Origin of the sequence: Rothia nasimurium (assembly GCF_004569295.1) — a bacterium.
GTDB classification, from domain to species: domain Bacteria; phylum Actinomycetota; class Actinomycetes; order Actinomycetales; family Micrococcaceae; genus Rothia; species Rothia nasimurium_B.
In genome coordinates this window covers 1-22,711 of the sequence record NZ_SPQC01000044.1, presented here as the reverse complement: position 1 = coordinate 22,711, position 22,711 = coordinate 1, and the positions used below count along the sequence as shown (strand labels likewise).

Annotated in this window: 15 protein-coding genes, 1 pseudogene and 1 riboswitch; of the genes and pseudogenes, 4 read left to right on the top strand and 12 right to left on the bottom strand. The window is 62.0% G+C overall.

The genetic code is table 11. The annotated features are described in order from the left end of the window. Positions 1-13 precede the first annotated feature (13 nt). Positions 14-114, top strand: a riboswitch (SAM riboswitch). 108 nt (positions 115-222) lie between these two features. Then, positions 223-1,690 (top strand): annotated as a pseudogene (locus E4U03_RS10445) (LLM class flavin-dependent oxidoreductase). A 95-nt stretch (positions 1,691-1,785) separates the two neighbouring features. On the opposite strand, the gene cls reads toward E4U03_RS10445, so the two are convergent. Further along, positions 1,786-3,285, bottom strand: coding sequence for a cardiolipin synthase (cls, locus tag E4U03_RS10440; RefSeq protein ID WP_135013638.1), 1,500 nt, complete (start codon positions 3,283-3,285; stop codon positions 1,786-1,788). Positions 3,286-3,426: 141 nt separating this feature from the next. On the opposite strand from cls, the gene E4U03_RS10435 reads away from it, so the two are divergent. Together E4U03_RS10435 and E4U03_RS10430 are read left to right on the top strand one after the other, a co-directional pair. Next, positions 3,427-4,083 carry a TetR/AcrR family transcriptional regulator gene (locus tag E4U03_RS10435; protein WP_135013636.1) on the top strand — a complete coding sequence of 219 codons (657 nt, stop codon included), beginning with the start codon at positions 3,427-3,429 and terminating at the stop codon, positions 4,081-4,083. 110 nt (positions 4,084-4,193) lie between these two features. Beyond that, the gene (locus E4U03_RS10430; RefSeq protein ID WP_135013634.1) at positions 4,194-5,156 is read left to right on the top strand and encodes an NAD(P)-dependent oxidoreductase; all 963 of its coding nucleotides are present in this window, start codon (positions 4,194-4,196) and stop codon (positions 5,154-5,156) included. A gap of 62 nt (positions 5,157-5,218) precedes the next feature. Here E4U03_RS10430 and E4U03_RS10425 read toward each other — a convergent pair whose 3' ends face one another. Continuing rightward, entirely contained in the window at positions 5,219-6,970 is a 1,752-nt protein-coding gene (locus E4U03_RS10425; RefSeq protein ID WP_245207721.1) for an ABC transporter ATP-binding protein, read from the bottom strand. A gap of 77 nt (positions 6,971-7,047) precedes the next feature. Here E4U03_RS10425 and E4U03_RS10420 point away from each other — a divergent pair, with 77 nt between their 5' ends. After that, the gene (locus E4U03_RS10420; RefSeq protein ID WP_135013632.1) at positions 7,048-7,668 is read left to right on the top strand and encodes a hypothetical protein; all 621 of its coding nucleotides are present in this window, start codon (positions 7,048-7,050) and stop codon (positions 7,666-7,668) included. A 91-nt stretch (positions 7,669-7,759) separates the two neighbouring features. Here E4U03_RS10420 and E4U03_RS10415 read toward each other — a convergent pair whose 3' ends face one another. From E4U03_RS10415 to E4U03_RS10370, 10 genes are all read right to left on the bottom strand, one after another. Then, the gene (locus E4U03_RS10415) at positions 7,760-8,971 is read right to left on the bottom strand and encodes an ABC transporter permease (RefSeq protein ID WP_135013630.1); all 1,212 of its coding nucleotides are present in this window, start codon (positions 8,969-8,971) and stop codon (positions 7,760-7,762) included. Continuing rightward, the gene (locus E4U03_RS10410; protein ID WP_135013628.1) at positions 8,971-10,503 is read right to left on the bottom strand and encodes an ABC transporter permease; all 1,533 of its coding nucleotides are present in this window, start codon (positions 10,501-10,503) and stop codon (positions 8,971-8,973) included. Before E4U03_RS10410 ends, E4U03_RS10415 begins: the two co-directional genes overlap by 1 nt. 73 nt (positions 10,504-10,576) lie before the next feature. After that, positions 10,577-12,331 carry an ABC transporter family substrate-binding protein gene (locus E4U03_RS10405; protein ID WP_135013626.1) on the bottom strand — a complete coding sequence of 585 codons (1,755 nt, stop codon included), beginning with the start codon at positions 12,329-12,331 and terminating at the stop codon, positions 10,577-10,579. Positions 12,332-12,584: 253 nt separating this feature from the next. Then, entirely contained in the window at positions 12,585-13,064 is a 480-nt protein-coding gene (locus E4U03_RS10400; protein ID WP_135013624.1) for a GNAT family N-acetyltransferase, read from the bottom strand. A 133-nt stretch (positions 13,065-13,197) separates the two neighbouring features. Beyond that, positions 13,198-15,300, bottom strand: coding sequence for a glucose PTS transporter subunit IIA (locus E4U03_RS10395; protein WP_135013623.1), 2,103 nt, complete (start codon positions 15,298-15,300; stop codon positions 13,198-13,200). A gap of 254 nt (positions 15,301-15,554) precedes the next feature. After that, complete coding sequence (locus E4U03_RS10390) at positions 15,555-18,077, bottom strand: HAD-IC family P-type ATPase (protein ID WP_135013621.1); 2,523 nt, start codon at positions 18,075-18,077, stop codon at positions 15,555-15,557. A gap of 92 nt (positions 18,078-18,169) precedes the next feature. Further along, entirely contained in the window at positions 18,170-18,946 is a 777-nt protein-coding gene (locus E4U03_RS10385) for a heme ABC transporter ATP-binding protein (protein ID WP_135013619.1), read from the bottom strand. Continuing rightward, complete coding sequence (locus E4U03_RS10380; RefSeq protein WP_228066184.1) at positions 18,943-19,935, bottom strand: FecCD family ABC transporter permease; 993 nt, start codon at positions 19,933-19,935, stop codon at positions 18,943-18,945. Before E4U03_RS10380 ends, E4U03_RS10385 begins: the two co-directional genes overlap by 4 nt. 48 nt (positions 19,936-19,983) lie before the next feature. Next, positions 19,984-21,198: a heme/hemin ABC transporter substrate-binding protein gene (locus E4U03_RS10375; RefSeq protein WP_245207720.1), complete on the bottom strand. Its 1,215-nt coding sequence runs from the start codon at positions 21,196-21,198 to the stop codon at positions 19,984-19,986. Positions 21,199-21,269: 71 nt separating this feature from the next. Further along, positions 21,270-22,711 (bottom strand): HtaA domain-containing protein (locus tag E4U03_RS10370; protein WP_135013615.1); only part of this gene is annotated, 1,442 nt, incomplete at its 5' end.

Here is a 22,711-nt window from a genome sequence, read left to right as displayed (position 1 = left end):
CACTAAATCTCAAGATCAAGAGTCCCAACGTCAAGCTCTGGCTAGTTGGGCGGCAACCCTCTCCCGTAGCGGGGTGCCCCAGATGAGGATCAGGCAGTAATGCAAGTACGGCGCACTCAGGCGCCACCTTCGCGAAGGCTCGGCGCCTTTTACTTTGGGTAAGGACGCCGGTGGCAGCACGGGCGCGGAGGGCCAAGCACCATCTGTGAAAGGGCCCGGTTCATGACCGAGAAGAAGCGCATCGTCGTCAACGCCTTCGATATGACCACCACCAGCCACCAGAGCTTTGGCCTGTGGCGTCACCCCCGTAACCGGGCGGATGAGTACAACACCATTAAGTACTGGACCGACCTGGCTAAGGTCTGCGAGAAGGGTCTGTTTGACGCTGTCTTTATCGCTGACGTGGTGGGCGTCTACGATGTCTACAAGGATTCAGTAGCTCCCGTGCTGAAGGACGGCGCCCAGGTTCCTGTGGGTGACCCCTTCCTGCAGATTTCTGCGATGGCCGCTGTAACCGAGCACCTGGGCTTTGGTGTTACCGCCGCCGTGACCTACAACCAGCCCTACACCCTGGCCCGCTCCTACTCCACCCTGGATCACCTGACCGGTGGCCGCGTGGGCTTCAACGTGGTGACTTCCTACCTTCAGTCTGCTGCTGAGAACCAGGGCCTGCCCGGTCAGATTGACCACGATGAGCGTTACGAGATTGCCGAAGAGTTCCTCGACGTCTGCTACAAGCTCTGGGAAGGCTCTTGGGAGGACGGCTCTGTGCCCCGCGACCGTGAAAACGGCATCTTCGCTGACCCTTCTAAGGTGCACCCCATCCTGCACAAGGGCAAGTACTTCCAGGTACCCGGCATCGCCCTGACTGAACCCTCACCCCAGCGCACCCCCGTGATTTTCCAGGCCGGTGCTTCGTCTCGCGGCCAGGCTTTCTCGGGTCAGCACGCCGAGGCTATCTTTATTACCGCCCTGCGCCCCCACCTGACCAAGGTGCTGACCGAGCGCATTCGCAACGAGGCTGAAAAGGCCGGACGCAAGCGCGATGACGTGAAGATTCTGGCCATGCTCTCAGTTGTTGTGGACGAAACCGACGAGAAGGCTCAGGCCAAGTACGCCGAGTACCTCAAGTACCAGAACGTTGAGGCGTCCCAGGGTATCATCGGCGGCTGGAGCGGTCTTGACCTGGACCAGTTCGATGAGGATGAGGCCCTCAAGTACGTTGAGACCGAGTCGATTCAGTCCTTCCTGACTCCCTTCACCCTGCAGGATAAGGAGAAGGAGTGGACCCGCAAGGACATCGCCGAGCACTGCGCCGCCGGCGGCATGGGTGCGGTTCTGGTGGGTTCCCCCCCAGACCGTTGCCGATGAGCTGGAGAAGTGGATTGACGAGGGCGGCCTGGACGGCATCAACCTGGCCTACCACGTTTCCCCCGGCTCCTTCGAGGACTTCGTTGAGTTCGTTGTTCCCGAGCTGCAGAAGCGCGGCCGCTACCGCACCGCCTATGAGGGCTCCACCCTGCGCGAGAGCCTCTTCGGTGAGGGCAACAAGTACGTGGACGAGCGCCACCCGGCTGCCAAGTACCGCGGTGCCTACGCGGGTAAGTCGTCCGCTGCTGACACCCCGGCCCGTGACTTCCTCAAGCTGGCGCTTGAGAACGCCGAGAAGGCTGAGGCCGCAGGCCACTAGTTTTTAGAGCTGTAAGGACGCCGCCCCGCACCTTCCTGCCAACGGGCAGGGGAGTGCGGGGCGCCGTCCTTATCTTCTTTAAGCCGTGCCGACGGTTACAGCAGGGCGCTCCACAGGCGGCAGAGGTTTTCGGCAACCTTCTGGTGGTTGGGGCGGTTGCCCCATTCGTCGTAGCGCAGGCGCTTGCAGCGGGAGATGTAGTCCCGGGCTACGCCTTCGAGTTCCTGCACCATAGCCTTGCCCACGATAAAAGTGGAGACCTCAAAGTTGAGGGCGAAGGAGCGGGGATCCATGTTGGAGGAGCCGATGAAGGTGATTTCGTCGTCCACAATCATGAACTTGGAGTGCAACACGGTGGGGCCGGGGTACTGCTGAATCTTCACACCCGAGCGGAGCAGCTGCTCGTAGTAGGAGCGCTGCCCCATAATCGGCAGGAACTGGTCACCCTTCTCGCAGACAATCAGGGTCACATCGATACCCGAAAGCGCCATGTTGGTCAGAGCCTGCAGCAGGGTTTCTTCGGGCACGAAGTAGGGGGAGCAGATGATGATGCGTTCTTCCGCGTTGTAAATCAGGTGGTTGATCAGACGCAGGTTGTTTTCGGTTTCGAAACCGGGGCCAGAAGGCACGATTTGGGCGAGCGGACGCTGGCCCTCCTGCCCTGCCTCTTCGTTGGCTTCGATGTCGGCGTTGATCTCATCGAGCAGCAGTTCCTTGGTTTCGGCGTACCAGTCGGAGACGAAAACTGCGTTGAGTTCGTGCACGATGGGGCCGGTACAGAAGAAGGAGAGGTCCTTCCACTCTAGGCCCTTTTTGATGTTGCCCTTGAGGTTGTAGGTGCTGTCGATGGCATTTTGGGAGCCAGAGAAAGCCAGCTCGCCGTCGATGACCACAATTTTGCGGTGGTTGCGCAGGTCGGGCCGCTGCCACTGGCCCTTCCAGGGCTTGAGGGGGAGCATGAGTCGCCAGGGTACCCCTGCATCGTTGAGCTTGCGCTGGAGTTCCTTCCAGCGGGGGTACTTGCGGGAGCCGATATGGTCGATGAGCACGTGGACCGCTACACCGCGCTGGTGGGCCCGCACCAGGGCGTCCCAGAGGGGCTCGGTGGTGCTGTCGAGGGCGGTGATGTAGAACTCGAAGTGAACGTACTTCTTAGCCTGGTCGATTTTCTCGGCAATTTCCTGCAGGGCCGCATTGTTGTCGTGGCGCAGCTCGAAGTCGTTGCCGCCAATCAGGGGTAGGGCGCCGAGCCTGTAGTTGAGGTTAGCTGCCACCCGCGCAGGCTCAGAGAGCTCCGGGGTGCCGAGCACGGCGTCGTCCCCTTCGATGGAGTCCTTAATAATCTGGTTCATGCTGCGCTGGCGGCTGCGGCGGTGCCGGGGCACCAGGTTGGAACCAAAAATCAAGAAAGCAAACAGGCCCACGAAGGGAATAAAGAAAATCGCCATCAGCCAGCCCAACGCAACCACGGGTTTGCGGTTGTAGGGCAACCAGAAAATGACGGTGATGCGGATGAAGATATCGATAACGACCAGGGTTACCGAGAGCCAGTCCGGCAGGTTAGGGATGTTAAGAAAAGGCAGGCTGAAGTTCACATTTTTCAGTCTAGCGGGGTCTTGCCCTGGGCGAACCGGGTTTCTCACATAAACAGATGATTTAGGGCGTGACCTTCTTCTACCCTGTAGGGGAACTTCCACTAGGCCCCGCGACCTGCACCTCTGCAATAGACTGGTGGTGTGAAGAAAACCGAGAAGTCCGTGCGCCAGCAGCGCCGCGAGCGAACCCACACCGCGATTCACGAGGCCGCGCTCAAGCTTGTGCTTGAGAAGGGCCTCAAAGCCACCACTACCGACGAAATCGCTGAAGCCGCCGGCGTCAGCCCCCGTACCCTCTTCAACTATTTCGCCAGTAAAGAGGATGCTGTGCTGGGCCTGCGCGCCCCCGTCATCACCGATGACATCCTGCAGCGCGATGCTGCCCGCCAGGACCTCTACATCTTTGAGCGCGTCGCCCAGCTGATGCTCGACATTATGGTCGCATCGGTCGACAGCCCCACCTACCCGCAGGTGCGCCCCCTGGTGCGGGAGTACCCGGAGCTGCGCTACCGCTTGAAAACCCACCATATCGAGTGTGAAAAGACCCTGGCTGACCTGCTGCGCACCGTCAACTGGGTGGAGTTCAGCACGAGCGGACGCCGCGGCCCCTGGCCCTACCTGTCCGATGGTGAAGCCGTGGAAGAGACCTCAGAACCCCGCCTGCGTGCAGCCCTCTGTATCACTTCGGCCCTGCTCCGCTACCTGGACTATACCCGCGGTGTGCCCGAGGGCACTGAGCGCGATGAGGTAATCCGCGAGGCCGTGCAGATCTTCCGCCACCTGCTGCGCGAGGACTAGCCGCGGCCCGTCCGTCATGCTGCGTCACGGGTAGAGGCGGCAGGGCCCTGCGGGGGTAAAGTGGCTAGTGGGTGCCCCCGCGCCTAAAACTTGGAACAAAGGAGTACACCATGAAGATTCTTCTGCCCACATCAATCACCTTTGACCAGAGCGCCCTGGGCGCTGAAGCCGGCGACGAGCTGGTCAGCTACGACCCCACCGTCAATATCGCCCCCGAACACCACGACGCCGACGTACTGGTGGCATGGGGGAACACCAACGACCAGCTTAAGGACGCCGCAGCCCACCTTCAGCAGGTAGAGCTGGTTCAGGCCCTGCTGGCAGGCCCCGACCAGGCCCGGGCCGCGGGCTTCCGCCCCGAAGCCGTCATCGCCTCCGGCAGTGGACTGCACTCAAAGACCGTTGCCGAACACACCCTGGCCCTGGCCCTGAACTTTGTACGCTTCCTGCCCACCCTGGCCGAGCACCAGGCACAGAAGAACTGGGCCACCGAATTAGGCGGCCCCCAGGAACTCCACCCCGCTGACCAGGTCACCACCCTGCTCGGCGCCAAGGTCACCATCTGGGGCTTTGGCTCTATCGGCCAGGCCACCGCCCGCCTCTTCGACGCCTTCGGCGCCGATGTCACCGGTATCGCCCGCTCAGCCGGTGAGCGTGTGGGCTTCCCCGTGGTCGCCACCGACGACATCGACTCGGTCCTAGAAACCACCGACATCCTGGTCATGATTCTGCCCAACTCCGAGGAAACCAAGAACTCCCTTGACGCCGCTCGCCTGGCCAAGTTGCCCCAGCGCGCCTACGTCATCAACGTGGGCCGAGGCCCCACCGTCAACGAGGCAGACCTGATTGAAGCCCTCAACTCAGGCGGCATCGCCGGCGCCGCCATCGACGTCGTAGTTGAAGAGCCCCTGCCCGCCAGCGACCCCCTGTGGGACGCCAAGAACATCATCATCACCCCCCACTCAGCGGGTGGCCGCCCCGTCGAGCCCGAAGCCCTCATCAAGCAGAACCTGCAGGCCCTGCGCGACGCCCGCGCGGGCAAGGACGCCGACTGGCGCAACAAGATGAACTAGCTAGTATCCGGGTACACAAAAGGAGCTCCACCAGAATCTGGTGGAGCTCCTTTTAGCTGTCTTTAGCTGACGACGTGTCCGGTCTCGTCCAGCAGCTTGGCGCGCAGGTCGCGGCGCTCAGCCTGGGCGTCCGGGTCGGGCAGCGGCACAGCGGCCAGCAGGCGCTGGGTGTAGACCTCGCGGGGGTGGCGCAGAATCTGCTCGCGTGGCCCCTGCTCTACGATTTCGCCGCGGCGCATCACCGCGATACGGTCAGCCAGGGCGTCGATGACTGCCAGGTCGTGGGTGACGAAGAGGCAGGCGAAGCCCATTTCTTCCTGGAGCTCGCGGAAGAGTTCCAGCACGCGGGCCTGAACCGAAACGTCGAGTGCTGAGGTGGGTTCGTCCGCGATGAGCAGCTTGGGCTTGAGGGAGAGGGCGCGGGCGATGCCGACGCGCTGCTTCTGGCCGCCGGAGAGCTCATGCGGGTAGCGGTTGCGGTAGGAGCGGGGGAGCTCTACTCGGTCGAGGAGCTCTTCGATACGCTTCTGCAGCTCCGCGCCCTTAGCGACGCCGGCCAGCATCATGGGCTCACCGATGGATTCACCGATGGGCAGGCGGGGGTTGAGGGAGGACGAGGGGTCCTGGAAGACCATACCCACGTGCTTGCGTACCTCGGCCAGGTCCTTGCGGCTGGGCTTGCGCATGTCGACGCCGCAGACGTTCAGCTCACCTTCGGCAACCTGCAGGAAACCGACGGTTGCGCGGCCGATCGTGGACTTACCGGAGCCCGATTCACCCACAAGACCCAGTACCTCACCGGCACGGATTTCGAGGTTGGCGTCGGCGACGGCGCGGAAGGGGCCAACCCGCCCCTGCTTGGGGTACTCGAGGGCAACGTCCTTGAGGGAGAGGATGACGTCGCCGGTGCGCTGGGGGGCTACCTGCTCTAGCAGGGCGGTGGCCGGACGCTGGTTTTCGGCGGCGTCGTCGATAGCGGCGTTCACGTCGATTTCGTCGCCACCCAGGTGGAGCACGGCACCGAGCAGAGCCTGGGTGTACTCATGCTGGGGGTTGTTGAAGACCTCGTGAATTTCGCCGGTCTCAACGATCTGGCCGCGGCGCATGACGGCAACACGGTCGGCGAGGTCGGCGACCACGCCCATGTCGTGGGTAATCAGGATGATAGCTGAGTTGAGCTTCTTCTGCAGGTTGCGCATGAGCTCAAGAATTTCGGCCTGCACGGTCACGTCGAGTGCCGTGGTGGGCTCATCTGCAATGAGCAGCTTGGGGTTGGTGGAGAGCGACTGGGCGATCATGGCGCGCTGACGCTGGCCACCGGACATCTGGTGGGGGTAGGAGTTGAAGGCCTTGATGGGGTCGGGCATTTCGACCATCTCAAGCATCTTGATGGCTTCTTCTTTAGCCTCTGCCGGTGAGACGTTCTTGTGCAGGCGCAGGGTTTCAACGATCTGGTCGCCCACAGTCATGACCGGGTTCATAGCGGTCATGGGTTCCTGGAAGATCACGGCGACTTCTTCACCGCGCACGCTGAGCAGCTCGGTGTTGGTCAGGCCGATGAGTTCGCGGCCGTTGAGTTTGACGGAGCCGGTGACGCGGGCGTTCTTGGGCAGCAGCCCGATCATGCCCATGGACGAAACGGACTTACCTGAGCCGGATTCACCCACAATAGCGAGGACCTCACCGGCATGCACCTCGTAGTTGAGGTTCATGGCGGCGGGAACCCAGGTACGTTCGACGCCGAAGTCAACGCTGAGGTCGCGGACTTCGAGGACCGGCTGGGCGCCGGTTGGCTGAGTGGTTGGTGTATTCACTGGTTTTCCCAACTCTTGGTTGTTTCTGTAGAAGATTGGTGTGGTGGAGCTGTCTCATCTGAGAGAATCGAGAGACTATGAAGTCTCAGTATTTGCAGAACCCTCCGGTTACCTTTCGCGTGAAGACCGCCCCTTTTTACACCTGGTGCGCTGTGCTGGTTGCAGCGAGCGTGCTGGTGGCCTTAGCTGTTAGCGGTGGCCTTTCGGCCCTACTGACCGGCGGCTGGGGCGTGCTGTGGATGGCCTATACGGTCTGGTACGTGCTGGGTCGTTCCAGCCTGGTTGCTGGTGCCGACGACATCACCATCTATAACCCCTTTGTAACCCACCGGGTCAATTACGCTGCCCTGATTGATATTTCAACCAAGTACCATCTGACCCTGGTGACTCCCACCAAGCGTTTTCAGGCCTTTGGTTTGCCGTCAAGCGGTATGGTGGCGTCCCTTTCTGCCCATCGTCAGAATCTTGAGCGTTTGCCCGCTATCACCTACGGTGCAGAGCGGTCAGTGCGTGCTTCGGATCTTCCGAATTCGGCAGCTGGGGCGGTTGCCCTGGTGCTGCGCGGCTACTGGCAGGAGCTGGTGGAGGACGAGGCCCTGGGTGCGGTTGAGCCCCTTCAGCAGTCGCGGGTGGATGCCTGTGGGCTGGCTATTTTCGTCCTTTTGCTTCTGGCCGCTGTGGCTGGCTTAGTCTTCTAAGCTTTCGGTGGTCTGGGAGGTTCTGCCTTCTCTATTCGGTTATCAACGAGGCGGTGAGTACTGGTGCGCTCACCGCCTCGTGCGATGAGAGCTACTTGTTCTGGGGTGAGCCTGCCGGGCCGTCCAGGTTCTGGTCAAGGGAGTCTGAGGTTCGGCTGCTGGCCGGGGTTTCTACCTCGGAGGCAAGGGAGGTGTGTACCGTGGCGGTGCCTGCCGCGGCAGTAGCTGCTGCGGGGGTGGTTGCTGAGCCGTCGATACCCACGCCGTTTTCGGCTGAGTGGGCAGTACGCTTGGTTGCCTTCTTGGGGTTGAACTTCTTCTGGCGGGGGTCAAAGGCGTCACGCAGGCCGTCGCCAACGAAGTTGACGGCTAGTGAAATCACCAGAATGAAGAGGCCGGGGAACCAGAAGAGCCAGGGGCGAGTAGAGAAGGCTGACTGGTTAGCTGAAATCAGTGAACCCAGTGACCAGTCGGGGGCCTTGATACCGAAGCCCAGGTAGGAGAGCGCGGTTTCCGTCAGAATTGCGGAGCTCATCATCAGTGACACGTTCACGGTGACCACGCCGATGGCGTTGGGCAGGATGTGCTTGAAGATGATGCGTAGATCCGAGGCACCTGCCAGGCGGGCGGCGTCCACGAACTCGCGTTCGCGCAGGGAGAGGAACTCTGCGCGGACCAGACGGGCCAAGGAGGACCAAAAGAGCAGGCCCACGACCACACCGAACATGATGGTATTCCAGATGCCGTGGAAGTAGCTACCGGCCAGCTTACCGAGCACGGCGGTCAGTAGCATCAGGGGGATGATGATTACCATGTCGGTAAAGCGCATGATAACGGCTTCAATCCAGCCGCGGTAGTAGCCTGCCAGGCCACCGAAGAGCACACCGAGGAAACCGGCGATACTGGTAATCAGGATGACCACCAGGAAGGTGTTCTGCACGCCGCGCATGGTCATGGCGAAGAGGTCACGACCGGTGGCGTCCTGGCCGAACCAGTGCTGGGCGTTGGGGGCTGCACCGTTCACGATGGGGTTCATCTCGGTGTAGTTGTACTTCCACCAGCCGGGGATGGGGCCCACGCCGATGGAGGTAAGGGCCAGCAGGAGCACGGCGACCAGGATAGCCAGCGAGATGACCGCGCCGGTGTTCTGGCGGAAGCGCTTGCGCACAATCTGGCCCTGGGTCTTACCCACGGACTCCTGGGCGCGGATGTCGACGTTGGTTTCGACGGAACGCAGGGCGGTGGTCTCGGTGGTGGGCTCCTTGGCGGGCCCTGAGCTGAGGTTCTTGTCGTTGGTGCTCATTATGCTTTCACCCTCACGCGCGGGTCGAGGGCTGAGTAGAGGAGGTCAGCCACAAGGTTGAAGACGAGCGCCAGGATGCCGGTAAGCAGGAAGACGCCCATGACGGGGTTGGGGTCGGTGTGAGCCAGCGAGTCGAGGAAGAGGGTACCCATGCCCTTGAAGGCGAAGATACGTTCGGTGATCGCTGCGCCGCCGATGATGCCGCCGATGTCCATGGCGATGATGGTGGCCAGGGGGATTAGGGCGTTGCGGAAGGCGTGCTTCATGACGACGGAGCGTTCGGAAACACCCTTGGCGCGGGCGGTGCGGATGTAGTCCTGGTTCATGATTTCGAGCATGGACGCACGTGAGTAGCGTGAGTAGGAGGCCAGCGAAATCAGGGTCAGGGCGATGGTGGGGAGCAGGATGTGGGTGAGGGTATCTGTGTTCAGAATCCAGAAGTCACCCTGCAGGTTGGGGGTAGAAGCGTTGGCGGTGGGGATAGGACGGCCCTTGATGCGGCTGTTGCTGATGTAGGCGGGCCAGGCCTGCATGAAGCGGTCGGCGATAATCAGCAGGGCCATAACCAGGCCGGTGAGCATACCGACGCGGGCACCCTGGCCCTTGTCGTAGCCGCCCCAGAGCAGGCCAACAACCCAGCCCAGAGCCATGAAGGCTAGGGCAATCAGGATGACCATGAGTATGGTGGCCAAATCGAGCAGGTCCTGCAGGGGGAAGTAGGCTGCCAGGCCCACAAGGACCATGGTCAGACCTGCACCCAGGGCCCGGCGGTTACGCAGGCCGGAGACCAGGATGGTGAAAATGATGGCGGCGCCCAGGCCTAGGGGCAGCATGAAGGGGATACCCAGGAAGGGGGTGAGGAACCACTTGGTGGTGGAAACGAAGACGATAGCGCCCGCGGTGATGACGAAGCCCAGCAGGCCCATCAGATAGCGGGTCTTCTGCTTGCCGAAGGAGGCGGAGTACCAGAAGAGGCCTGCCAGCACCGATATGAGCAGGGTCGTGGGTATGGTGACCACCGGGTTGCGGAGGAAGTCGTTGAAGCCGATGGCGACGAATTCCTTGAGCAGAACTGCGATCCAGAAGGAGGGCAGGGAGAAGAAGAGGAAGCTGGCGAAGGTAACGGTGTAGTCCAGCCCTGAGTACTGGCGTAGGGCTGAGATAATACCCAGGCTGACACCAATCAGGATGGAGAGCACGGTGGCTGCTACGACCAGGGTGAGGGTCTGGTAGACAGCGTTGGAGAGAAGCTGGGTGACGGGGGTGCCTGCCAGGTTCTGGCCAAAGTCGCACTTACCTGCAAAGCAGCCGAGCACACCGCCGAGCCACTTGAAGTAGCGCAGGGGGGCAGGGACATCGAGATCGAGGGCATCGATGCGCTGTTCAATCAGAACTTCCTTATTGGGCAATATCGATATTCGAAGCTCTTCGAGGGGGTCACCCGCGATAGCTACGAGGTTGTAGATGAGGAACGATGCACCGAAGAGAATGAACACTGCGGTGATCAGGCGCCTCACGGAGTACATGAGCATGATGAATCCTGATGGGTAGGGCAGTTACAGATTGTTAGTTGCCATTTGTAGCGTGACTAGAGCGTAACTGTGCTTACTCTGCGATGTCCCACTCTTCGATGTTCCAGGTCAGGGGCCGCTGACCGGGCTTGGGCTCTACACCGGTGATGGTGTCGCTGTAGGCGGAAACAGCGATGGACTGGAAGAGGGGCAGGCCGTAGCCGTCCTTGAAGATTTCGCCGTCTGCCTGCATCTTCAGTTCTTCGATGCGGGCGGTGTCGGTGGTGGTCATGATTTCATCGGCTGCTGCGTCAACGGTTGCGTTGGAGTAGCCGGTGAAGTTGGAGGATGAACCGGTCTTGAAGATCTGGCCCAGTGAGGAGTTACCTACACCTGAGGAAACCCAGCCGAAGATGGATGCCTCGTAGTCGCCACCGGGCAGCAGGGATGACCACTGCTCGCTACCGGCGTCAACAACTACGAAGCCTGCCTTCTCAGCGGATTCCTTAATCATCTGGAAGGAGTTGATGCGGTTGGAATTCTTGTTGTTGTAGAGGATGCGGATGGTGGGAGTCTGGCCGCCTAGCAGTTCCTTAGCCTTGGCGATGTTGGCGTCCATGTCGTCTGAGGGGTACTCAGAGGAGTTGTTGGACTCAACGGTCTTGGCGTAGTTCTCAGCGTCGGAGGCTACGTAGAGCTGGGAGTTCAGAACCTCAGCGTTAGCGTCCATGGGCTTGATCAGCTTGTCAACGATGTCCTGGCGGGGAACGGTCAGCAGGAAGGCCTTGCGGATGTTCTCGTCAGCGAAGGGTGAGCCTTCCTTGACGTTCAGGTCGAGGTGGTCGTAAGCCTGGTCGGGCTGAGTTTCGGTGACAACGCCGCTCAGAGCTTCAAGCTGGGAGACGGTGTCGATGGAGGCCTGGGGGGCAACAGCGTTGACTTCGCCGTTCTGCAGAGCCTGAATCTGGGTGGCAACGTCGCCCTGAACCTTGAGCACAACCTCACCGATAGCGGGCTTCTTGTCACCCTGGTAGTTGGGGTTAGCGGTCAGGGTAACTGACTGGTTCTCTTCAACGGCGGTGACCAGGTAGGGGCCGTTGCCCACGGTCAGAGCTTCGTTGGAGGGGAAGGTGGTGGTGTTGTAGCCGGTGTTCCAAGCATCTGCAATCTTGCGCAGGTTCTCGTTCTCTTCACCGGGGGTTGCGGTCTCGATGGTCTCGATGAGCTCATCTTCGGTCATGCCAGCCAGCTCAGCAACAACGTGGGCGGGCTTATCGATATCGTAAGCGATTTCCCAGTTAGCGAAAGCCTTGGGGTAGGTGAAGGAGATGGAGCGGCCGTCTTCGCTCACAACGGGGACCTCTGCGCCGCCGAGGCCAGCGGTTTCACCTGCGAAGTCGAAGTAGGTGAGTTCGCCATCTTCGCTGTCGAAATGGCCGGACTGGGTAGCCCATGCCAGGAGCAGGTCGCCCTTGTCGATGTCGTCGCCATCTGACCACTTCTGGTCGTCGTTGACCTTGTAGTCAACCTTGATGCCTTCACCCTCTTCAGTCATGGAGTAGGTGCCGAACCACTCGTTGTGGTGGATGTCGAAGGTGTTGGTGATGGTGTAGAAGCCACGGTTGGTCATCTGAGCGATGATGCCGTTGGTGTCTGAGTTACCTTCAGCGGTGCCTACGTTCAGTGAGGAGAAAACGTTGGTGATAGCAATTGAAACTGACTTGTCTGATGCAGCCGCGTCGGAGCCTGAGGTGCTGGAGGCGCCGGTGTCGGAGCTGGCGCAGGCTGAGAGAGCCAGAGCAGCTACAGCTGAGAGGCCGAGAGCTGAGGAAATGCGGGTCTTGCGCATTAGTGTCTCCTTGCTGAAAAGGGGAAATGTATGTTGTGGTCCGCGATCTTCACCCTGTGTGTGCGGGGCGGCGCAAGCTTTCCCAACCCTTGGGTGTGGTGAATCACACGATGTGTAATGTATATACTAGGTCACTTTTGGGGAGCTGCGCCACAAAAACCCCTGTTTATATGTAAAACTCTTCAAAAAAATGTAAAAAATACGTTACAGCGTCTTTTTAACTCATGAATTTGGCGCAGCTTTTCTTCTTCTGCTATCGCTCGATGGGGCGCACCATGTGCACGTGCTCGATACCCGCTTCCAGGTAGGGGTCCCCCACAACCTCAAAGCCTGCCGCCCCGTAGTAGCTATCTGCTAGGTAGGCCTGTGCGCTAATAGAGATGCGTTCGGCCTCAGTGTTTTCTTCAATCCAGGTCAGTGCCTCATTGAGCAGGCGGCGCCCCAGGCCGGTGCCGCGGGCGTCCGGGTGTACTGCCACCCGCCCCAGTGTCCAGGCGCCGGGCTCTGCCGGGTGGGATTCGTCAGAGAAGGTAGCCAGATCAAAAAGCCGCAGATAGGCCAGCACCTCACCGCGCTTATTGGCGTGGAAGAAGTGCAGGGCCTGCCGGTCTGCCCGGTCAATCTCGTTCTCTTCGGTAATCTTCTGGCCCACCACAAAGACCAGCCCGCGCAGCAGGTAAATCTCGTTGAGTTCATCAAGAGTCAGGTCATAAAAGAATTTCAGGGTAAACATACAGTCATTCTAAAACCCTTTGAACTGCGCTTATTACCGGGCGGTAACTATGAGATTTGCTTAAAGGCATAGAAAGCCGCCCCGCACCGTCCGGAAGGACGATACGGGGCGGTACACCGGGGCTGCGGCGGGATTACTTGGTGGTAACCTTCAGCAGCTCAGAGCCGGGCTGGACGGCGCCGGTAGCGCCCTCAACTTCAGCGAAGCGGTTGGTGTTGGTGACCAGAACGGGGGTTACCAGGGAGTAGCCGGCGTTCTTGATGATCTCGGGGTCGAAGGTCAGCAAGATGTCGCCGGGATTGACGCGCTGGCCCTTTTCAACCTTCACGTCGAAGCCTTCGCCGTTCAGGTTGACGGTGTCGATACCCACGTGAATGAGCAGTTCTACACCGTTGTCGAGCTTCAGGCCTACGGCGTGGCCGGAGGGCATGGTGACGGAAACCTTACCGGCGGCGGGGGCTACCACGGTGTTGCCGGTGGGGACGATGGCTGCACCCTTGCCGAGCTTTTCGGCGGCAAAGATGGGGTCGGGGGTCTCAGACAGGGGAACTGCCTGGCCTTCGAGGGGAGATGCCATGGTCAGGACGGTGCCTGCTGCGGGTGCTGCTGCCTCTTCAGCGGCCCAGGGGGTAGCTGAGGTGGTGGTGGCGTCCGCTTCGTTGCGAACCTCGGTGGCTGCGGGGGTAGCTGCCTCGGCAGCGGACTCGCCGATGCCGGTTTCTGCAACGGCTGCGGCCTTGGCGGCAGCTTCAGTCTTCTGGCCCTTGGACTCGTAGCCGAAGATTAGTACACCTGCCATAGCGCCGAAGAAGGCGATAGCCAGACCGATCATGTAGAGGTACCAGGGCTGCATTGCGGGGATAGAAATCAGCGAGGTGAAGGCGAAGGCGTAGGACTTAACACCCAGGGCTGAGATGGTGGCACCACCGATAATGGCGGGGACCAGAATCAGGGGGAAGACGCGCTTGTAGCGCAGGACGATGCCGTAGAGGGAGGGCTCGGAGATACCACCGAGTAGACCCGAGGCGGCCGCACCGACAGCGGTCTGGCGCAGTTCCTTGTTGCGGCGAGCCACGATAGCGACACCGGTGACAACGCCGAAGACAGCGAAGTTGTAGGCGCCCATGGGGGACTGGATGAAGTCCACACCGTCGGTCTGCAGGTTGTTAATCATGACGGCGTTCAGGGGCCAGTGCAGACCCAGGGGAACCATGAAGAGGTAGAGACCGGCGATGAGGCCACCGACCAGCCAGGGGGCGATTTCGTTGACGCCGCCGATGAAGTCAGAGATAGCCAGAGCGAACTTGATGCCGATGGGGCCGATGAGGAAGGCGGTCAGGGGCATCAGGATCATGACGGAGAGCATGGGCACGAAGACCATGTGCAGCATGGTGGGGATGACCTTCTTCAGGAAGCGCTCCAGGGGAGCCAGCAGGGCTGCTGCGAAGAGGGGCGGGAAGATCTGGCCGGTGTAGTTCATGACGTACAGGGGCAGGTCAAGACCCAGGAAGGGGACGCGGACGACACCGTCCACCGCGATGTCTGCAAAGCCCTGGAAGGTGCCGGTCATGAGGGCTGCGGGGATAGCCGCACCGACCCACATGTTAGCGCCCAGGCGCTTAGCTGCGGTTGCACCCAGCATGATGGGCATGAACTGCAGGACTGACAGGGAGGCTGCCAGCATGATGAACCAGAAGGGGAAGGCTGCGCGCCACTCGTTGAGCATGGCGGCTGCAGCATCGGCGTCGGCCAGACGGGGGCCGTTGACGATGTCGATGTTAACGACCTGGCCGGTGAGGTCGGTGTACTGACCGAAGTAGCCCAGCTGCTGCAGGAAGACGATTAGGGTCAGGATCATGGAGGTGCCCAACAGTGCCCAGAGGATGGGGCGGAAGGAGTCTGAGAGCACGTCGAAGACGCGGGTCAGGGCGCCGGCCTTCTTCTCGTCGGTGGCTACTGCGCCCTTGGAGGAGCTTTCGCCGACGGAGCTCATGCCGGGCAGCTTGACCATTTCGTTGTAGACCGATTCGACCTTGTCGCCGAGGACGACCTGGGTCTGGCCGGACTGCTCGATGATGGAGAGCACGCCGGGGATGTTTTCGATCTTGGTGCGGTCGATAGTGCTGTTGGACTTGGGGGTCACGCGCAGGCGGGTGGCGCAGTGGGTAAAGTGCGAGATGTTCTCGGGGCCGCCCAGGCCTTCGAGAATCTTTTCGCCCATCTGTGAGTTATTCACGGGTGGAACCTTACTGGTGTGTGCGGACTGCTAGCCGGTTCTTAAGAGGAAAAAGACCCGAGTTGCCTATCGAACCGTGTGCCCTGATGCGGGTAGACGGGTGCTCATGGAAGCGGCGTGGGCGCGGGTGCACCGGTGCCGTATGAGCTGATAGCAACTCAGGTCTTGCCTGCTGAACCAGTAACAATCCTGATGATTGACTACATAGAGTGTGGGGTGTGAACCCCGTTCGTGGTCAAGCGTACTCCCTGAGGTTAGCCCTGTGCAAGTACCTGGGGGTGTTTGGCTCGCAGCCAGGCGGTCTGCAGGCGCAGGTTGACTTCGATAGCCAGGCAGCCCAGGGCAGCTGAGCCTAGAGTGGCTAGTAAGTATGCCCCGGTGGGAATGGTGAACTGGTGGTACCAGAGCGAAGGCGGAAGTAGGAGTACCAGGGCAAGACCGGCGTACATGGCCGCCACGATAGCCAGGCGGACGCCGCGCACGGGCCGCACTACGGTGGTGATGTTGTAGATGCCCATGAGTACAAGGGCGATGAAGGTGGCGGTCTGAATTTCTGCTGTAGCTACCCCGGCGAGACTGCGCCCGTAGCCGTTGACGAAGACCAGTACCGCCGTGATGATGACGGCTGCCGGTAGGGCATAGTGCAGAGCCCTGCCCAAGAAGCCGCTGACGTAGCGGCGGGTATTGGGCAGCATGGTCAGGAAGAAAGCGGGGCCACCCACAATGAGCAGGTCGGCGGTGGAGTACTGACGCGGCAGGAAGGGGAACTGCCAGCAGAGCACACCCAGGGTGAGACCCAGCAGGATAGCGAAGGCAGTCTTGGTAAGGAAGAGGTTGGTGACCCGCTCGATATTGGCGATAATTTTGCGCCCCTCGGCGAGCACACCGGGTAGGCGGTCAAAACGTCCGTCGAGAAGCACCAGGCGCGATACCGCCTTGGTGGCGGGCGCTGCGTTGCCCATGGCGATACCCAGGTCGGCGTACTTGAGGGCCAGGGCGTCGTTGATGCCGTCACCGGTCATCGCTACCACATGCCCGGCCTCGCGCAGACCCAGCACCATGTTCTTCTTCTGTTCGGGGGAGACCCGGCCAAAGACGGCGTGGGTTCGGGCAGCTTCTACCAGCTCAGGGCCAGATTCGGGCAGGGTCGAGGCGTCGACCGCACCGGCTGAGACGTCCATACCGGCAGCTGCCGCTGCTGCAGCTACCGTGCGGGGGGTGTCGCCAGAGAAGACCTTCAGGTCGATACCCTGGCTCCTGAAGTAGGCCAGGGTTTCCGGAGCCTCGGAGCGTACCTGCTCGCGGAAAATCACGAGCACCTGGGGCTCAAGACCGGCAGGAACCCGGGTGGCTACCTTGCCGGAAGGCTCGCGCAGAAGGGCGGGGGCATGGGCCAGCACCAGCACACGCAGCCCGCTCTCGGCCAGCTCACCGGCCAGGTCACGGGTAGCAGAGCCCTCGGGCAAAAGCGCCTCGGGGGCACCGAGTAGCCAGGCACCGGTGCCCGTGAACTCAACGCCGCTAAAGCGCAGGGCAGATGAGAAGGGCAGGACGCCGGTGGCAGCCGGGGTGCTAGCACCGGCAGGGGCTGCGGCGTCCGCTGCCTCAGCAAAGGGCTCTTTCAGGGCAGCCGCGGTGGGGTTGGCGTTCCGGTCGGCTCCCAGCCAACCCAGGGCGGCAGCCCAGCCGTCCTTAACCCGGGAAGCGGCGGTGGCGTCCTGATGCCCGGTCTCTGCCCAGAGCACCTGCCCGGTCAGGGAGCGAACCGAATCAAAGCGCACCCCGCCCTCGGTCAGGGTGCCGGTCTTATCGAAGCAGACGGTATCGACGCGGGCCAGCACCTCAACGGCGGGCTGCTCCTGAATCAGCACCTCGGTGCGGGCCAGCTTAACCGACGCCACGGCAAAGGAAATCGTGGTCATCAGGGCCAGGCCCTGGGGAATCATGGAGGCCACCGACGAGACAGAGGTAATCAGGGCATCACGCCAGGCACCGGAATCAAGGGCCAGCTGCCAGCCGCCAGCGGCCTGCATCTGCCCGTTCAGCACAATCGCGATGATGGGAACCAGGGCCCAGGTAATCCAGGTGACCACCCGTTCCATACCCGCCCGGAGCTCCGAATGGATGGTGGTGAACTGGCGGGCTTCGGCCGTAATTTTCGCGGCGCGGGAGGTAGCCCCCACCGCCGTCAGCCGCACCTTGCCCGACCCACCAATCACGGATGAAGCCGACAGGACGCCGTCCCCCGGTACCTTACCGACGGGGTCGTTTTCGCCGGTGAGCAGGGATTCATCAAGATCTAGTCCGTCGCTGGTGAGCACCACAGCGTCGGCAGGGACCTGGTCCCCGCGCTTGAGTAGCACAACGTCGTCAAGAACCAGCTCATCGAGGGCAACCGGCACCAGTTTGCCATCGCGCAGGGCAGTAGCGGGGTCGCGGCGTAGCAGGGCAATGCGGTCCAGCTGGCGCTTAGCCGAGAACTCCTGGGTGAAGCCGATGACCACGTTGGCAATAGCAGCCAAAAGGAAAAGGGTATCGAGCCAGGAACCCACCAGGATCACGGCCAGCCCGCAGAGCCCCAGCACCAGGTTAAACATGGTGAATAGATGGGTGCGGATAATGGTCGCGGTAGAGCGGGAGGTCGCATTGTTTTGCGTATTCACTAACCCGGCAGAGGTGCGTTCAGCGACCTGCTCGCTGGTGAGCCCACCGGCTTCGAGGACGCTGTATGGAGGGGTACTCACATTCACGCGGTGGGCAGGCGCGGTGTGAGACATAGGGGCTCCTTGGGCATCAGGCGGGTGAAGGTAGTACCTAGTCTAGTGGGAGAAGCTGAGGGCGCACGTCCGTCTCAAGGATGAAAACGGCCTCAGTCACGGGCCGGAAGCACCAGCAGGCGCCCGGTCACCGGGTGGGTGAGCACCTCAATGGGGTGGCCGTAGACTGCACTGAGCCGCTCGGCGGTGCAGACCTGTTGCGGGCGTCCTCGCGCCACCACCTGCCCCTGGGCAAGAAGCACCAGCCGGTCAGAATAAGAGGCCGCAACATCGAGGTCGTGAAGAACCACCACCACAGCCGCCCCCTGCCGGGCGTAGGCGCGGGCGCGGGTGAGGGTCTGCTCCTGGTGCAGAATATCGAGGGCGGCGGTGGGCTCGTCGAGCAGGAGCAGGGGAGTGCGCTGGGCAAAGACCCGGGCCAGGTGGGTGCGGCCGGCTTCGCCGCCCGAGAGAGTGCGGACGTCCCTGCCCGCCAGGTGCCCGGTATCGGTGTCGGCAAGGGCAGCGGCGACAATCTCGTGATCCTGCTGGGCCTGCTCGGTGCCCCGCCAGGGGGCCCGGCCCATCTGGACCACCTGCTGCACGGTGTAGGAGAAGGCTACCGAGATGTGCTGCAGCAACATAGCCCGGGTGCGGGCCAGCTCTACCGGCCGGTAGTCTGCCAGCGGGCATCCGCCCAGGGTAACCTGCCCCGAGCTAGGGATGACATCCCCTGCCAGCAGGGATAGCAGGGTCGATTTACCCGCCCCGTTGGGGCCGATAAGAGCTAGGACCTCACCGGGGGCAACCTCAAGCGAGACGTTGTGCAGAATCTGCCGCCCGTTCACCCGGTAGTTGACCGAATCGGCGACGAGTAAAGGTGCGGTCACAGGGCCCCCTTGGTCAGGGTTCGGCGGAGCAGAACAAAGAAGGTGGGGCCGCCCACCAGGGCCGTGAAGATGCCGATGGGCAGGTCGGCGAAGCTCATCAGGGTGCGGGCGGCGAGGTCGGAGGCTGCAATGAGCAGGGCACCGCCCAGGGCCGAGGCCGGTAGTAGTACCCGGTTGGAGGGCCCCACCACCATGCGGAGCAGGTGCGGCACAATCAGACCCACAAAAGCGATAATGCCCGCGTAGGCGACCGCGGCCCCGGTGAGCAGGGCGGTGCAGACGATGGCTGCCAGGCGCAGACGCTCTACATGAACACCCGAGTGGGCGGCAGCCCGCTCACCCAGGGCGAGCAGGTTGAGCTGCCGGGCCAGGAGAAAGCTGCCGATAATACCGACACCCACAATCGGGGCACTGGTGGCTACCGCCGCCCAGGTCGCCCCGTTCAGGGAGCCCATCTGCCAGAAGATAATCTGGTCGCGGCTGGCGTCGTCGGCGATAAAGACCATCAGGGCAATCAGGGCGTTAGCTACGGCGGTTACGGCAATGCCGGTCAGAATCATCGACAGCACCTCCGCCCGCCCGCCGGAGCGGGAGAAGAGATAGACGAGGGCGGTGGTGGCTAGTGCACAGGCGAAAGCGCAGAGAGGCACCGTGAACATGCCCAGGGCATTCAGCCCCAGCACAATAGCCCCGCAGGCCCCCACCGCAGCCCCGGCTGAAATGCCGATGACGCCCGGTTCGGCCAGTGGGTTGCCGAAGACCGCCTGCATCAGGGCGCCGGACGCCCCCAAGGCGGCACCCACCAGCAGCCCCAGCAGAATGCGGGGTAGGCGGATATTCCAGAGGGTGGCGTCTGCCAGCTGCATGGCAGGGTCGGCGGACGCCAGCCCCAGATTGCGCAGAATACCCCCGGCAACCTGGGGTAGGGGAATCTCGAACTGGCCCAGGCTGGCTGATATGAGTACCGTACCGAGCAGCAGGAGAGGCAGGGCGGTAAAGACCGCCGTGAGGGTAGAAGAACGTACCTGCACAAGAACCTACTGCTGGGTGTAGATAGCGGTGGCCAACGACAGCAGTACCGCCGCACTGTTGGGACCGAACGAGAGAACCTGGCCGTCTGCCATATCGACCACGCGCTGGTTGGCACCGGCGGTCGTTTCAGCTACCCCGGGGCGGGCGAAGAAGGCCTCGATACCGCCGGTGGACTCTACCCCGCCGGTCATGGTGAGGATCAGGTCGGGGTTAGCCCGCGAGAGCGCTTCGGCGTTAGCGGGCACGGTACCCGAAGCCCCGCCTTCACTCGCCACATCGCGACCGCCCAGGGCAGTAATCAGCTCATCGGCCCCCGAACCGTCACCCAGGATAAAGAAGACACCGGCAGTACCCCGAACGTAGAGGAAGGCCATGCCCACCTTCTGCGCCGAATCCTGCGGGGCAACCTCAGCGATGGTAGCTAGCGCCGAATCAATCTCAGCCTGCACCCGAGCACCCAGCTGGGTGCCAGCGTCCGGAACTCCCAGAGCCTGCGCAACCGCCTCAATCTGCGGCACTACCTGACTCAAGGAACGCGAGGGGTCAAAATGCACCACGGTCACTCCGGCGGAGCGCAGCTGCTCGGTAATTTCGAGGGGGCCGTTGGTGATGTCCATGAGCACCACGGTCGGGGCGAGGGAAAGAACCGCCTCAGCCGAAATATCGTGGCCGTTCTGGGTCACTAGGGGCAGGTCTGCCAGGGTCGTTTCGGTCGAAGACGTGACCCGACCTACCAGGTTGTCACCCAGTCCCAAAGCGACGACGGTCTGGGCCAGGGTACCATACATATCCAGGGCCAGAATACGGTCGGCACTGGTCACGGTCACCTCGGTACCCTGAAAGTCGGTGACGGTTACCGGCAGCTGCGGGGCCTGCGGGTTCTCAATCGGCAGCACGTCGGGCACGGACGCCGCCGTGGCTAGACCTGTCAGGCTCTTGGGGTTCTCTACAGCGTTGGCTTTGAGGTAGTCCTCGGCCTGCTGTAGGGCGGTGCGGTGCACCTCTTCACTGGCGGGAGCCTCAATACCCCCGGCTGTTGCCGATGACTGGGCCCCGCCTTCAACCGACGTAGAAGCTGCCCCCGCCTGCGGGCCTGTAGCGGCGGCGTCCGCACCGCTCTCCGTCGACCCGGTACAGGCCGTCACCGCCAGAACCAGGGCAGCACTCAGAACAGAAAAACCCCGGCGCAGGGGCAGAGAAGAAAAGGAGTGTGTGGGCACCAGAACCTCCGAGAGAAACAAGAGGGTGGGAGCCGGTTACAGCCCGGCCCCCACCGTGAAACGGGTGAGAATTAGGACGCGCGGCGGCGGGCTACCACCACAGCACCGGCAGCCAGCAGGACGGCACCCAGGGCAACCAAGGCGCCCACCGAAGCACCGGTGTTCGCCAGCTTGCCGCTCTGGGCAGCAACGCGGGCAGCCTCAGCCTTCCGCTCTGCTTCAGCGTTCAGGGCATCGCAGTTAGCGCCATTCTGAGAGACATACTGGGTCTTCTCAATGGTCTGAGAAGCACCGGTGACGGTCTTTGAACCCAGGGTGCCGGTGAAGCTGATGGGGTCAAGGGCTTCGCCCGCCTTGTAGAAGCCAGCGAAGGCAGCAGCCCCGGCCTCGGTCAGGGTAGCTGAAGCGCCCGAGAGGGAGATGGTTGAGCCGTTGAGGGCGAGGGAGGAGGTATTGACCGTGGCAAAAGCAACCTCGCCGTAGTTAGTTGCATTGCCGTTCATGTCGTTTGAGGTGACTGACAGGTAGAGGGTGCCGGTAGAACCGTTCACCTCAAGGCGGGGGTTGCTCATCAGGGTGTTGAGGGTTCCCTTGTGGCCGGTGAAGCGCACCGAGCCGGTAAAGGAGATGCTGCCCTTTCCGTTGGAGTAGGTGCCGCTACCGTTTGCCCAGTTAAAGGTGCTGCTGGAGTAGGTAGTGTCAGTAAGCTCCCAACCGCCCTGGGCGATACCGCCGCCGATGTAGTTGCGGAAGGAGGAACGCACACCCCAGCTAAAGGTTGCCGCTGAGATGGTGCCATCAGCTTGAGTAGTGGTTGCGCCGGGCACGGTTTCGGTCACGGTCACCGGCACACACTGGGGTGCCGGGTCAGCAGGGTTAGTAGAGGGCTGGGCCGTAGCTTCTACGGTGGGCTGGGTCGAGGGGGCCACGGTCGGCTCCGCGGACGGGCTCGGCGCAGGGGACTCACTCGGGGCAGGAGCCGGGGTGAGAGCGTCCTCAACGATTGGCGCAGCCACGCGCAGGTAGAGGGGGTCAAACTCCAGACCCTCAGCGTAGCGGGACCCAAAAATGGTCGACGCATGCCCGGTGGCATAGGTCGTCACACCGCTCAGGAGCAGATTACCCTCGGCATCGGTGGTCAGGGCGCTCGCATCGAAGCTGGCGATGGGCTGATCGGTAATTTCGCCGGTGTTGGCCGAGGTGCCGGTGGAGTAGATGTAGCCGTTTGCACCATCGGTAACAACGCGGAAGCTGTGCAGATTGATATTCAGTACCCCGCCGTGGGCGACCAGAGAGAAACTGCCCGGCACGGTGATGGAGTAGCCGGTCTCGGTCTTCTGGGCGGTGGCACCGGCAAAGACGAAGTTGTTACCTTCAAGACTGGTGCTCTCACCGGGAGTAACGGCGTTCTGGGCGATCAGGTAGTTGAGGAAGGAATCCTTGATACCCCAGGTGACGGTGCCCGCTGCATTGGTGACACCGTCAGTGGTGGGGTCGGGAGCAGGTTCTGGGG